Origin of the sequence: Agathobacter sp. LCP21S3_B2 (genome assembly GCF_052118705.1) — a bacterium.
GTDB lineage: Bacteria > Bacillota > Clostridia > Lachnospirales > Lachnospiraceae > Roseburia.
Map to the genome: position 1 here is coordinate 141,840 of NZ_JBQKGQ010000001.1, position 14,316 is coordinate 156,155.

At 40.4% G+C, this 14,316-nt stretch carries 13 protein-coding genes; 11 read left to right on the forward strand and 2 right to left on the reverse strand.

All coding sequences use genetic code 11. The features are described from left to right. Window positions 1–39 precede the first annotated feature (39 nt). Genes ACTQ1L_RS00715 through ACTQ1L_RS00725 form a run of 3 tightly spaced genes read left to right on the forward strand, consistent with a single transcriptional unit; the run spans window position 40 to window position 2,749 of the window. Window positions 40–756 carry a lysophospholipid acyltransferase family protein gene (locus ACTQ1L_RS00715; RefSeq protein ID WP_321111712.1) on the forward strand — a complete coding sequence of 239 codons (717 nt, stop codon included), beginning with the start codon at window positions 40–42 and terminating at the stop codon, window positions 754–756. 30 nt (window positions 757–786) lie between these two features. Beyond that, window positions 787–1,836, forward strand: coding sequence for a tyrosine-type recombinase/integrase (locus ACTQ1L_RS00720; RefSeq protein ID WP_441365080.1), 1,050 nt, complete (start codon window positions 787–789; stop codon window positions 1,834–1,836). A gap of 4 nt (window positions 1,837–1,840) precedes the next feature. Beyond that, window positions 1,841–2,749, forward strand: coding sequence for a TrmH family RNA methyltransferase (locus ACTQ1L_RS00725; RefSeq protein WP_441365081.1), 909 nt, complete (start codon window positions 1,841–1,843; stop codon window positions 2,747–2,749). On the opposite strand, the gene ACTQ1L_RS00730 is transcribed toward ACTQ1L_RS00725, so the two are convergent. Next, a complete protein-coding gene (locus tag ACTQ1L_RS00730) occupies window positions 2,742–3,014 on the reverse strand; it encodes a hypothetical protein (RefSeq protein ID WP_441365082.1) in 273 nt (90 codons plus the stop codon). The two genes, ACTQ1L_RS00725 and ACTQ1L_RS00730, sit on opposite strands and share 8 nt — an antisense overlap. 290 nt (window positions 3,015–3,304) lie before the next feature. On the opposite strand from ACTQ1L_RS00730, the gene ACTQ1L_RS00735 reads away from it, so the two are divergent. Continuing rightward, window positions 3,305–3,763, forward strand: a complete 459-nt coding sequence (locus ACTQ1L_RS00735) for a ferritin-like domain-containing protein (protein WP_321111716.1) — start codon at window positions 3,305–3,307, stop codon at window positions 3,761–3,763. A 151-nt stretch (window positions 3,764–3,914) separates the two neighbouring features. Here the strand turns inward: ACTQ1L_RS00735 and ACTQ1L_RS00740 are convergent, their stop codons facing one another. After that, window positions 3,915–4,595, reverse strand: a complete 681-nt coding sequence (locus tag ACTQ1L_RS00740) for a TIGR00266 family protein (RefSeq protein ID WP_321111717.1) — start codon at window positions 4,593–4,595, stop codon at window positions 3,915–3,917. Window positions 4,596–4,923: 328 nt separating this feature from the next. On the opposite strand from ACTQ1L_RS00740, the gene dtd reads away from it, so the two are divergent. The 7 genes from dtd to ACTQ1L_RS00775 all read left to right on the forward strand — a co-directional run bounded on the left by dtd (window position 4,924) and on the right by ACTQ1L_RS00775 (window position 14,304). Then, on the forward strand, window positions 4,924–5,370 hold the full coding sequence (gene dtd / locus ACTQ1L_RS00745; protein WP_321111718.1) for a D-aminoacyl-tRNA deacylase: 447 nt from the start codon (window positions 4,924–4,926) through the stop codon (window positions 5,368–5,370). Between the two features lie 215 nt (window positions 5,371–5,585). Then, window positions 5,586–8,459 carry an ATP-binding protein gene (locus ACTQ1L_RS00750; protein WP_441365083.1) on the forward strand — a complete coding sequence of 958 codons (2,874 nt, stop codon included), beginning with the start codon at window positions 5,586–5,588 and terminating at the stop codon, window positions 8,457–8,459. Window positions 8,460–8,478: 19 nt separating this feature from the next. Next, complete coding sequence (locus ACTQ1L_RS00755) at window positions 8,479–9,234, forward strand: response regulator (RefSeq protein ID WP_321111721.1); 756 nt, start codon at window positions 8,479–8,481, stop codon at window positions 9,232–9,234. Window positions 9,235–9,253: 19 nt separating this feature from the next. Further along, window positions 9,254–10,012: an MBL fold metallo-hydrolase gene (locus tag ACTQ1L_RS00760; RefSeq protein WP_441365084.1), complete on the forward strand. Its 759-nt coding sequence runs from the start codon at window positions 9,254–9,256 to the stop codon at window positions 10,010–10,012. Window positions 10,013–10,069: 57 nt separating this feature from the next. Then, on the forward strand, window positions 10,070–10,198 hold the full coding sequence (locus ACTQ1L_RS00765; RefSeq protein ID WP_441365085.1) for a hypothetical protein: 129 nt from the start codon (window positions 10,070–10,072) through the stop codon (window positions 10,196–10,198). A 12-nt stretch (window positions 10,199–10,210) separates the two neighbouring features. After that, entirely contained in the window at window positions 10,211–12,871 is a 2,661-nt protein-coding gene (gene alaS, locus ACTQ1L_RS00770) for an alanine--tRNA ligase (RefSeq protein ID WP_441365086.1), read from the forward strand. A 164-nt stretch (window positions 12,872–13,035) separates the two neighbouring features. Continuing rightward, window positions 13,036–14,304: an extracellular solute-binding protein gene (locus ACTQ1L_RS00775; RefSeq protein WP_441365087.1), complete on the forward strand. Its 1,269-nt coding sequence runs from the start codon at window positions 13,036–13,038 to the stop codon at window positions 14,302–14,304. Window positions 14,305–14,316 lie beyond the last annotated feature (12 nt).

Here is a 14,316-nt window from a genome sequence, read left to right on the forward strand (position 1 = left end):
TATTGTATTCGCTTTCGTTGAACAGGAGATTGAATATTTATGTTAAAACTATTTTATGTTATATTTGCAAATTTTCACAGAGCGCCGTATATTGTTCCTAAAATGAGATACATGGCTGATCATCCGCAGAAATATTCGGAAACTGAGAGATATGATATGATGCGGCACTGCATTGATTTGATGAACAAATCAGGAAAGATTACAACAGAGGCATATGGTCTTGAGAAACTTCCTGAAACAGGTGGATATATCATGTATCCCAACCATCAGGGAAAGTATGATTTATTGGGGATTATTACTACACATGACAGAGTACTGTCGTTTGTTATGGATAAGCAGAAGTCTCATACAATGCTTGTCAGGGAATTTGTGGATCTGGTTCAGGCAAAGCGTTTAGAGAAAGATAATCCAAGGCAGGGTCTTACTATAATCAATGAGGTAGCTAAGGATGTGAAAAACGGCAAGAGATACGTTCTGTTTCCGGAGGGCGGCTATAAGTTCAATAATAAGAATAAAGTGCAGGATTTTAAAGCGGGAAGCTTTAAGATTGCATTGAAATCACATGTTCCTATTATTCCTATAGCTCTCATAGATTCATATAAGGTGTTCAATAGCTTTCATTTCGGCCCTGTTACAACGCAGGTTCACTATTTAAAGCCTATTGAGTATGATGAGTACAAGGACATGAAGACGAAGGATATAGCTGCACTGGTCAAGGAGCGTATAGAGGAGAAAATCAAAGAAATACTTGGTTAGAGTCAGCTTTGATTATTTTATAATATTATTATGAAAGAAAAAGCTTATTACGAAGATGTAAATATAAAAAATGAATTAAAGCTAAGAGATATGATACAGAAGCTTCCAAAGTTCTGCATGGATTTTTTTATCGGAATAGATGCGGATAAATCGTCAAGAACCAAGATAGCGTATGCATATGATCTACAGACCTTTTTCGAGTACATGAAGAGTGCCAATCCATCACTTAAGAAATATGATATAAGGGACTATCCTATATCATTGCTGGATCAGATCAGCCCTTCCGATATTGAGGAATACCTGTTTTATCTCAAGTATTATGAGAAAGATGGTGTCGTACATACCAATGATGAGAGAGGAATCAAGAGAAAGCTTGCATCACTGCGCACCTTTTATAATTTTTATTTCAGGAAAGAGTTTATAGATACCAATCCTGCGAGCAAGGTAACCCTTCCCAAAATACATGAGAAGAATATCATTCGTCTTGATACGGATGAGGTCGCACAGCTTCTTGATGAGGTTGAGTCAGGAGACAGTCTGTCCAAGAATCAGCAGCGTTTCCATGAGAAAACAAAGGTACGTGACCTGGCGCTTATGACATTGCTTCTTGGAACCGGCATCCGTGTATCTGAGTGTGTGGGGCTGGATATGGATGATGTGGATTTCAAGAACAACGGAATCAAGGTGCACCGAAAGGGTGGTGCCGATGTGATTGTTTATTTTGGTGATGAGGTACGTGATGCACTTCTTTCGTACTGGGAGGAGAGAAGCATCATTACACCTGCTGAGGGACATGCTAATGCGCTTTTTCTCTCTTTACAGAGGAAGCGTATATCTGTACGCTCTGTTGAGAATCTGGTAAAAAAGTATTCTAGGCTCGTAACAACCGTTAAGAATATTACCCCTCATAAGCTTCGAAGTACGTATGGCACCACACTTTATCAGGAAACAGGCGATATCTATCTTGTGGCAGATGTTCTTGGGCACAAGGATGTAAATACCACACGTAAGCATTATGCTGCCCAGGAGGACAGCAGGCGTCGTGCGGCAGCCAGGGTAGTACATCTAAGGGAGGATTGATTATATGGCTGACAATATAATCACAATTACAGATTTTATGGATCCTAATCTGGATGTGTATGCCAGATTAACGGAGAATCAGCTTTTAAACAGAGCCAATCCAAAAGAGGGGATGTTTATAGCTGAAAGTCCCAAGGTGATAGAGAGGGCGCTTGATGCGGGATGTGAACCGGTTTCTCTTCTTATGGAGACAAAGCATGTAAATGGCGAGGCAAGAGGCATTATTGAAAGATGTCAGAATATACCTGTATATACTGCGGAGTTTGATTTGCTTACAAAGCTGACAGGCTTTGCTTTGACCAGAGGCACACTCTGTGCTATGTACAGACCTAAGCCAAGAACCGTAGAAGAGGTGTGCAGGGATGCAAGAAGAGTTGCTGTGCTTGAGGATGTGGTAAATCCAACCAATGTAGGAGCTATATTCAGGTCAGCGGCAGCACTGCATATGGATGCTGTGCTGCTCACTTGTGCCTGCAGTAATCCCTTGTACAGGCGTGCGATAAGGGTGAGCATGGGAACTGTGTTTCAGGTGCCGTGGGCATATTTTCCCAGGTACAATTTCGGCAGTGACAATACTTTTTCAGATGCTTCACTGCATGATAAGTGTGATAGCCGTGACCAAAATTGCAGTGACCGAAATAGCAGTGTTTATAAATACAATATTGAGCTGCTTCATAAGCTTGGATTTAAGACTTGTGCTATGGCTCTGACTGATGATTCTGTGGGGATAGATGATCCTATACTTCACTCAGAGGAAAGACTTGCAATAGTGCTCGGCACTGAGGGAGATGGTCTTCATGAGCAGACAATTGCCTCCTGCGACTACACCGTAAAAATACCTATGTCACATGGCGTGGATTCGTTAAATGTGGCTGCTGCAAGTGCAGTGGCATTCTGGGAGCTGTCTAAATAGGCTGATGAGAGTGTTTTATATTGTATATTTTGATATTTTCATCAGCACTGTTTCTGACTTCGGTTCCTTCGCATACACATCCAAGAGGTAAATCGGCATAGTTTGTGCCATCGCAGAAGGCACTTTGGCGGCTGCAGTCGGTTTTATCATCTGATATGCTACAGGTGTTGGGTTGATTGGTATGATGCTGCTTAAAGTTTTGCCGGCTGTAGATATTCTGGTCAGTATTATGTGTATTGGCATTATATATCCTTGTATTATTCATGAATAGTCCTCCTAATTGATGCTTGGTTTATTTGCTCTTTGTTTTATTTGATGTTTGTTTTAATTGATTTTTAAATTCATTTGTTATTTGTAATTACCCTTTGAAATTATTCTTAATAGCTAATGTTATTTTTGTTTTTTATTCTGAGTATGAAGTTATGATGTGCTATGTAAAGTTATTTTATGTATCTTAAGTCTAATTTCAGGCAGACTCATTATAAATAAATACTGTAATCATAAATATAATTTACATCTTTGTACATAATAATGCTGACAGGAGGTGTCTATTAAATGATTCTAACAGAAAAAGAAACAAACGCTATTGAGGACTTAAAAACACAGGAACAGGCATGCATAGAGAAGTATACCAAATACAGCAATCAGGCAAAGGATCCGGTGCTTAAGGAACTTTTTGAAGAAATAGCAAAGGATGAGCAAAAGCATTTTGACTCTTTGGATCAGGTGATTAAGGGAAAGGTTCCGTCAGTTGACTGCAATGATTCTAAGGGGAAGAATTATAACCCTGCTGCAACATACGATTCGCTTGGCAATTCTGAGGACAAGAAAGCTGACTGTTATCTGGCTACAGACTGTATAGGAACAGAAAAGTTAGTATCCGGCGAGTACAATTCCGATGTATTTGTATTCGGAAATTCGGATATCAGAAAGCTATTGGCAGATATACAGATAGAAGAGCAGAATCACGCTGAGATGCTCTGGAAGTACAAGACTGCAAATGGTATGGCTTAGACAAGTCAGTACAAAGTGTAAAACAGGACTGCCTGAATAGTGACAGTCCTGTTTTATTTGATAGATTATTATTTCTCTTATGCCTTTGATTGTGATTTGGTTGTAAATGGTTAGGAATTATCCTGTTATTTACACACCACATGCCATATGTTTAGTTGCCTGTTGGAATAAAAGGTCTGATAGCACCTGCAAGCTGGGAAACCGGCATACTCTGGAGCCATACATGACCTGGACCGGTGACAACTGTGTTGAACAAGCCCTCGCCGCCGAATACGGCATTTTTGATACCAGGGACAGTCTGAATCTCAAGCTGGCAGTTTCCTGTCATGGCTGCTAAATAGCCGGTATCAATCACCAGCTGCTGACCGGGTGCAAGCTCATATTCCTTTATATAGCCGTCAAACTCTAAAAATACCAATCCATTTCCGGACAGACGCTGCATGATAAAGCCCTCACCGCCAAAGAAACCGGCTCCTATTCTTTTTTGGAAAAATACGGACAGCTCAACTCCGGAGGTTGAAGCAAGAAATGCTGATTTCTGAGCAATTATTTCCTGTCCCGGTGCAATCTGAAATGGTCTGATACATCCTGGAAAGCATGATGCAAATGCTATCATTCCCGGACCACCCATAGATGTGTAGCGGTTTTGAAACATGCTCTCACCGGAAAAAGCGCGGCCAAACATTTTGCCGATGCCTCCATTTGATGTGGTCTCCATCTTCATGTTTGGCGTCATCCACGACATGGCACCTTTTTCGGTAATCATAGTCTCGTTTGCTTCAAGGTTGCAGATTACAACCGGTAATGGCTCTCCCTCGATATTGTAGTTCATAAGTATCCTCCTTATGGTTTAATACGATAATGGTTTATAGAGATTTTATATTCATGATTTTAACATAATAGTATCTTTCTTGACAATATAATTCATAAAAGACCGAAATTAAGTTTAGGGCTGTTATAATACAACTAAAAAATCCGGTAAAAATGGTCTGGCGAAAATGTCACGGCCAGACTTGTTTATTTTATAAATATGGTTTAGAATAATATGGTTATTGTTGGATAAAAATGGTAGTAAAACCATATGCCAATATTAATTGTAATAATATAATTATGTCCGATTTATAACAGGTAAATAACGGATTTAAGGAGACTACATAATAATGAGATTTGTAATACAGCGTGTAAATCATGCAAAATGCACTATAGATGGAAATATAACCGGTAGCATAGAAAAAGGGCTGTGCGTTTTAATAGGTGTAGCAGAGACAGATACTAAAGAGATTGCTGATAAGATGATTAAAAAGCTGGTAAATATGAGAATTTTTGCCGATGAGAATGATAAGACAAATCTTTCGATAAATGATGTAAACGGAAAGCTGCTTCTTATATCGCAGTTTACGCTTTATGCAAACTGTAAGAAGGGCAATCGTCCATCTTTTGTGGAGGCTGGCAGTCCTGATATGGCAAACGAGCTGTATGAATATTGTATCAGCGAGTGCGAGAAGAAAGTTGCCGGAGTTCAAAGAGGAGTATTTGGAGCTGACATGAAGATAGAGCTGGAGAATGACGGGCCGTTCACAATTGTATTAGATTCGGACAAGCTGTAATATGGCTGTAATTTTCCCTGTGGCGCATAGCTTGAAAGCGTGGTGTCGCGCTTAAGTAGAAGCAGTGACATAAGTGTCGCGAAGTTTTACGAAAATTTTTGGTTGACTTAAATAGATAAAGATTGCATAATGGTATTGAAGTACTAGTGCGTAGTGCGGCTGTTGGGTACATTAGCTGCGTGCATTTGAAATATATATTTTTGTGAGGAATACTTATGGCTGCATATATATGGTTGGGAATACATATTTTCGGCGTGTGCGTAACGATATATCTGTTACTGTTGGTAGCTGAAAAGGATGAGACAGATTATAAGAGTGCATTGCTTATTTCTGTGGCATGCTGTCTCGTTGCACTTATGTCAAGATGTATATATATACTGGGTGGTTCAGAGGAAACACTTGTTGCGATAGGCAAAATAGAGTATCTGGGAAAATGTTTTGCAAATTACTGTATACTGACCTTCCTTATGAGGTGGAGAAATATAAAACCACCTAGATGGTTGATGCATATAGTGCTCTTTATTAATATTGCATTTTATATTATTATTGTAACGTTGAATTACCATACACTTTATTATAAGTCATATTATTTGAAGCCGTCAAATCTAATAGTGGGTGGATATAGTCTGGAAATAGAGCCGGCACCGTTGTATTATGTTTATATGTTATTTATTTTGACAGAAACAGTAGTGTCTGTTGCCATTATAGTATCTTCGTACCTGTCTAAACGAAGCATGCCACATAGACTGATGCTGCATGTGCTGCTTATCGCTGCAATGATAGCACCATTGTTTTTGCTTTTGACAAGAGTGTTTGGACTGTTTAAGGGCGATGATCCAACACCGATAGGTATGCTGTTAGCCTGTGTTTTTACAAGTATTTCTGTTGTACGATATGGATTATTTGACCCTGTCAGAACAGCTAAAAGACATGTTATTGAGCAGCTCAAAGAGGGAATTATTGTTACAGATGATGTGAGAAATATACTCTATTGCAATCCGATGGCGCAGCTAATTCTTCTTAGTATGAAAAAAACGGAAAACCTCAGTAAAAAAGACTTATATAATAGAATTAATACTAAGGATGGGCATTTTGACTGGCTTGAGCATCATTATCAGGTAGAGGAGATAGCGCTTAAAAATGATGGGATTATACAGGGATATATGCTGACGATTTTTGATATTACAAGTCTTATAGAGCAGAATAACAAGATGAAAAGACTGGTCGAACAGGCCGAGGTTGCAAATCAGGCAAAGTCGGCATTTGTGTCAAATATATCTCATGAAATCAGAACACCTATGAATTCAATTATAGGAATGACCGAGGTGATGCTTCGTTCAAGCCATGAAAAAAAGGAAAAAGAGTATCTGAATAATATTTACCGTTCAGGTCAGTCATTGTTAAATATTATTAATGATGTGCTTGATTATTCTAAGATAGAATCGGGAAAGCTGCAGCTTGTTAACGAAAATTACAGTGTGTTCTCTTTGTTTCACGATCTTAAGGTGACCATGCAGAATCTTGTAGAAAAAAAACCGGTTGAGCTTATTTATGATATTTCGGATGATATACCATGTACACTTTGTGGAGATCCGGGGCGTATACGTCAGATTGTCATGAATCTTATTAACAATGCAATCAAATATACTGAAAAAGGTTCTATTAAATTTTCTGTAAAAATACAGGAATGCAATGCAGAGAGAGTAAATCTTTTATTTTCAGTCAAGGACACAGGTATAGGAATAAAAGAAGAGGATCAAAAGAAGCTTTTTAATTCTTTTCAACGCGTCGATTTGAAGAGAAACAGAAAGATAGAAGGCTCAGGTCTTGGACTTGTTATCTGCAAGAATCTTGTGAAGCTGATGGGGGGAAGCATTGCGGTTGAGAGTGAATATGGAAAGGGCAGTGAGTTCAGTTTTACTGTTTTACAGGATGTCGTAGATGCGACACCTATTTCACAGACAGTGCATGATATGGATGAAAACAGCACAATCGCAAAAGAAATTGATAATATGTTTACTGCACCTGAGGCGAGAGTTTTACTTGTTGATGATAATAAGCCAAATCAGTTTGTAGCCCAGGAACTTCTCAAACCACTGCAGTTTCACATAGATACTGCGGATGATGGCAGGCAGGCACTTGAAATGGTTCAAATGAACGATTATGATATGGTTTTAATGGATCATATGATGCCTGTGATGGACGGTATAGAGGCAACAATTGCGATTCGTAAGCTCGGCGGAGATAAATATAAAAAGCTTCCGATCATAGCACTGACAGCTAATGCGATGGTCGATGCAAGGAATGATTTTGAACAGGCCGGAATGAATGGCTTTGTGGCAAAGCCTATTGATTTTTGTGTTATATGTGAGCAGTTTCTCAAATGGCTGCCGGCAGAGAAGATACACAGATTGTCAAAGCAGGATGCTAAAAATATACTTGCAGGCGTTGAAAGTACATCAGATCAGAAAAAAATATATGATGAGCATCATGATAAACAAGATAATAAATCACAAAATAAGACTTTCTCTTATGAGATTGCTGTAAAGAACTGTGGCTCCAGGGAGAATTTTAAAAAGCTTGTACCTACATTTTACAGGTCAATTGACAGCAAGTCGGTTAAACTTTGCCAATTGTTAAAGGAAGACCTTATCAATGATTATGTGATAGAGGTTCACGCGTTAAAGAGTTCGGCCCTGCTTGTCGGGGCAATTGACCTTTCGGAGATGGCAAAGGAGCTTGAAAGGCTTGGAAGAACTGGTGATGTTGAAGCACTGGAAAACAAAACGCCGGATTTAATTGATAAATATAAAGCCCTAAAGCCTATACTTGCAGAATATATAGACGAAAGTGATAAGACAAAGGCTAAAGTCTCTGCGGATGAAATAATCGGAGTGCTTAAAAGACTTCACGATTGTGTGGATGCGTTCGATATTGATGGAATGGATGAGTGTATGAAAGAGCTTGATAATTTTTACATGCCCGATAATATATGCGGGATGCAAGAAAAACTCCGATTGTATGTGGATGATGTTGCCATGGAGGATATTATGAGAATGACCAAAGAAATGATTGATTGTTTAAAATAGGATATGCGGAGAATGAATTATGAGTTCGGATAATAAAAAAATACAAATAATAATGGAAGATTTGAGTTATCTGGCAAGATCCTTTGAGAATGCATTTCGTGACAGTGGTGTTCAAGCAGAGGTGGTTGATGTTTCGGATGCCAGTATACACATAACAGAAGAAAAAATGTATGCATATATTATTTTTACCGGGAAACAGCTTTTGAGAAACAGTGTTAATTTAAAGGTGTTTGTGGATATGGCTATAAAAGCTCATATACCGTTATTTGCCATTGGAAATGCGGAAGAGCTTGATATGCTTTGGAAAATTGTGCCAAAGAATATGGTGATTACCTCATTTGTACGTCCTATCAAGGTATTGGATATTGCCAAAAATATTGTTGTTCAGCTTGATATATTTTACAGCAATAAAAGAAAAACAATCCTGTGCATAGATGATTCAGGGGTCCTTTTAAGAAAAATGAAAGCATTACTTGAAGATAAATATGAGGTCGTTTTGGTAAATTCCGCTGCAATGGCTATAAAATTCCTGACATTAAGACGGCCGGATCTGATACTGCTGGATTATGAGATGCCGATTGTTAATGGTGCTCAGGTTATGCAGATGATAAGAGAAGACAATGATTTCAAAGATATTCCGATTGTATTTCTGACAGGAAAAAAAGATTTGCATACTGTTCAGAATATAGTAAGTCTGAAACCGGAGGGATATATTTTAAAGGATACGAAACCAAAAGAGCTTCATGAAACAATTGACAGGTATCTTTTGGATTAATAAAGAAGGTGGGAAATTTATGCAGATAATTTTTATACATCACAGCTGTTTTCTTGTGGAGCTGGATGATAAGGTACTTATATTCGATTATTTTGATGGAAACAAGGTAGAGGGTATGCATTTTACAGGAAAGCTGCCGTCGTATGAGCCGGATACAAAAATCTATATGTTTGCAAGCCACAGCCATAAGGATCATTATGATATGGATATTTTGCGTCTGGCTGGTAAATATTCAAATATACATTATATTTTTTCAAAGGATATCCGTATCAGTCCGCATTTTCTGTCAAAGCATGGCATTGATCCGACTGTGAGGGACAGAGTGACATTTGTTTCACCTGACAATACATATCATGTGGATGATATGGACATAATGACACTTAGATCTACCGATGCCGGTGTGGCGTTTTACGTCACTTCTAACGGAGTGAGCCTGTTTCATGCCGGTGATTTAAACGACTGGGAGTGGGATGGCGCAGGCGATCTGATAAACGGCAGAGTGCGCAGAGCCTTCAGACATGAGATAAAAAAGCTTTCGGAAAAACCAATAAACGTGGCATTTTTCCCGATGGATCCAAAGCTTATGGAGTATCAGTTCAAGGGTTTTGATTTCTTTTTACAAAATACCTCGGCAGAGTTTGTTTTCCCTATGCACATGTGGCAGGACTACAGCGGTATCATTGAATACAAGAAGAGACTCAGCAATAAGGACAAGGCTGACAGGGTTATTGAGATTGAACGTGAAAATCAGACGTTCGCTTTTGGAGAGAACTATTGAATTATTTCACAAATTCATTTATAATAAATTAGTTCAATAAATTTTAGGAGGGTAATTATGGGGGACTTTTTCATGTGTGTAGCACAATATGTTATTATTATGATTGTTTTGGCGGCCATAGGCCTTTGCGGAGCACTAATAGGGGTAAAGCTTCGTAAAATGAAGGACGCAAAGACAAAAGAATAGGAGATTCAAGTAATGAAGAAGAGTTATGGCGTTAACGAATTACGTCGTATGTACCTTGAGTTCTTTGAGAGCAAGGGACATCTCGCAATGAAGAGTTTTTCACTGGTGCCTCACAATGACAACAGTCTGCTTCTTATTAATGCAGGTATGGCACCGCTTAAACCATATTTCACAGGACAGGAGGTTCCACCGAGACGTCGTGTGACTACATGTCAGAAGTGCGTCAGAACAGGTGATATTGAGAATGTAGGTAAGACAGCGCGTCATCTTACATTTTTTGAGATGCTCGGAAACTTCTCATTTGGCGATTATTTCAAGCATGAGGCAATCGCATGGTCATGGGAGTTTTTGACAGAGGTGCTCGGTCTTGAGAAGGACAGGCTTTATCCTTCCATCTACGGTGAGGATGATGAGGCATTTGATATCTGGACCAAGGAAGTAGGGGTGCCTGGAGATCGTATTACACGTTTCTACAGAGATCCAAAGACCGGTGAGTGTGACAACTTCTGGGAGCATGGCGCAGGTCCTTGCGGTCCTTGCTCTGAGATTTACTACGACCGCGGTGAGAAGTACGGCTGTGGCAAGCCTGATTGTAAGGTAGGCTGTGACTGTGACCGTTTCATGGAGGTGTGGAACAACGTATTCACACAGTTTAACGGTGACGGACACGGTGGATACACTGAACTTGAGCACAAGAACATTGATACAGGTATGGGACTTGAGCGTCTTGCTGTTGTAATGCAGGATGTTGATTCGGTATTCGACATTGATACCATGAAGGCTATCCGCGACAAGGTCTGCGGGCTTTCAGGCAAGAAATACCATGTCGATGAGATGGACGATGTTTCTATCCGTCTTATCACAGACCATATCCGTTCGTCTACATTCCTTATCTCTGACGGAGTTATGCCATCTAACGAGGGCAGAGGATATGTGCTTCGCCGTATCATCAGACGTGCCGCTATGCACGGACGTACACTTGGCATACAGGGAGCATTCCTTGGCAAAATCGCACAGGTTGTCATCGATGAGAGTAAGGACGGTTATCCGGAGCTTGAGGAGAGAAAGGATTTCATCCTTAAGGTACTCACTCAGGAGGAGGAGAAGTTCGCAAAGACCATCGACCAGGGACTTGGTATCCTTGCAGATATGGAAGAACGCATGAAGGCTGACGGCGTCAAGGTTCTCTCAGGAGAGGATGCATTCAAGCTTTCCGATACATACGGCTTCCCTGTAGACCTCACGGCAGAGATTCTCGAGGAGAAGGGCTTCACATATGATGAGGCTGGCTTTGAGAGCTGTATGGAGGCTCAGAGGCAGAAGGCAAGAGGAGCCCGCAAGGAAACAAACTATATGGGTGCTGATGCCAATGTTTACAATGATATAGATTCTGAAATTACTACAGAGTTCACAGGCTATGATAAGCTTACTGACACAGCTGAGATTGCTTTCCTTACCACATCGGATGATATTGTTGAGGCTCTTTCAGATGGTGATAAGGGCTCTGTAATTGTACCTAACACGCCTTTCTATGCCACAATGGGTGGTCAGCAGGGTGACAAGGGTATCATAAAGACAGAGAGCGGTACATTTGTTGTTGAGGATACTGTAAAGGTAGTCGGCAACAGATATGCACATGTAGGTTATGTGTCAGAGGGCATGATCCGCACAGGCGAGAAGGCTACACTTTCTGTTGATACAAAAACAAGAACAAACACATGCAGAAATCACTCTGCCACTCATCTGCTTCAGAAGGCACTGCGTGAGGTACTCGGCACACATGTAGAGCAGGCGGGTTCTTATCAGGACGCTGAGAGAACACGTTTTGATTTCTCTCATTTTTCAGCTATGACTGCTGAGGAGCTTAAAAGGGTTGAGGATATCGTAAACGAGAAAATCAACGAAGCTATTGAAGTTCGCACAGATATCATGACTGTCGATGAGGCTAAAAAGACAGGTGCCATGGCTCTTTTCGGCGAGAAATACGGTGAAAAGGTACGTGTCGTATCAATGGGCGATTTTTCTAAGGAGTTCTGCGGTGGTACACATGTAAAGAATACATCTGATATCAAGGTATTCAAGATTCTTTCAGAGAGCGGTGTAGCTGCAGGCGTAAGACGTATCGAGGCTATCACAGGCGACAATGTGTTCGCTTACTACAGCAATATGGAGAAAGAGCTTGAGGAGGCTGCCAAGGTTGTTAAATCAACTCCTGCCAACCTCAAAGAGAGACTTGAGCACCTGATGGCTGAGATGAAGTCACTTCAGAGTGAGAATGAGTCTCTTAAGAGCAAGGCCGCAAAGGATGCGCTCGGCGATGTTATGGATCAGGTAGTTGATGTAAACGGCATCAAGCTTCTTGCAACAAGTGTTGACGGCGTTGATATGAACGGACTGCGTGATCTTGGAGATTCCCTCAAGGAAAAGCTTGGCGAGGGAGTTATTGTGCTCGCTTCTTCAAATGAAGGCAAGGTAAATCTTGTTGCTATGGCAACAGATGCTGCTATAAAGAGCGGTGCACATGCCGGAAACCTCATTAAGGCAATCGCTTCAAAGGTAGGCGGTGGCGGCGGTGGACGCCCTAACATGGCTCAGGCCGGAGGAAAGAACCCGGCAGGTATTCCTGATGCTATTGCTGCTGTGAAGGCTGCACTTTCAGATATGATTAAGTAGTATTTGCTTATTTAGTAAATAAATATGCAATTAATTAAAAAATGGACCTTAATTTGTGAAAAATGCAAATTGGGTCTATTTTTTTTTGTAAAACTATGGTAATATTATACTAAGATATTATACTAATATATTGAAATAAGTAAAATTGAAAGGATGTATTTTGTATGAAGAGGTTAATGGCTACAGCACTTGTGGCTGCTATGGGACTTACAATGCTTGGCGGATGCGGGGTATCTAAAGATGATACAACTGAGATACAGGCATCAAAGACTGATAAAACAGACACTGATAAGAATAAAGAGGTGAAGCTTAGGGTATGGTCGTCTTCTTCTGATATGGATTTAGTAAATCAGATGATAGACAGCTTTAAGGCGGCAAACAGCGGTACAAAGTTTAATATCACAGTTGAGGAGGCTGAGGATGCCGATGCCAGAGATAATCTGCTGGGAAATGTACATGGAGCTGCAGATGTTTTTCCGGTCGCTGATGACCAGCTCAATTCAATGGTTGCAGGTGGAGCACTTTATCAGGTACCGAATGCTGATGAGATAACAGCAGCGAGTGATGAGGGCGCAGTTGAGGCAGCAACAATTGAAGGCAATCTGTATGCTTATCCGATGACAGCCGATAATGGCTACTTTTTGTATTACAATAAAAATTATTTATCAGACAACGACGTTGCTACACTTGACAGCATACTCAATGTTGCCGGTACAAACGGCAAATATTTTACAATGGACTGGACATCAGGCTGGTATCTATATTCATTTTTCGGAAATACCGGACTTGAGTTTGGTGTAAACGATGACGGTGTTACAAATCATTGTAACTGGAATGCAATAATCACAAGCATTAAAGGTGTGGATGTTGCGCAGGCAATGCTTGATATTTCATCAAAGCCGGGATTTAAGAATTGCACAGATAAAGATTTTCTTGCCGGAGTACAGGACGGAAGCGTGATTGCCGGAGTCAGCGGCTGCTGGAATGCCACAGCAATTCAGGAAGCCTGGGGCGATGGCTATGGTGCAGTGAAGCTTCCTACATACACTTGTGCAGGACAGCAGGTACAGATGGCATCATTTAAGGGATACAAATATATGGCAGTAAATGCTTATACGGAATATCCTGAATGGGCAACCAAGCTTGCAGAGTGGTTTACGAATGAGGATAATCAGAAGCTTCGCTTTGAACAGAAAAATGCAGGCCCTGCAAATAAGAATGCAGCGGCAGATGATGCTGTAGCAAAGGTGCCTTCAATTGCTGCTGTAATGGATCAGGCACAGTACGGTAAGCTTCAAAGAGTAGGTAATTCTTTCTGGGATGCCACAACGAAATTTGGTGAGAATATGGCAGCGGGTAATCCAAGCAATATGGATTTGCAGGAGATGATGGATAATCTTGTTACTGAAATCACCAAATCAGCAGCAAATTAAAGGGGTGAATAT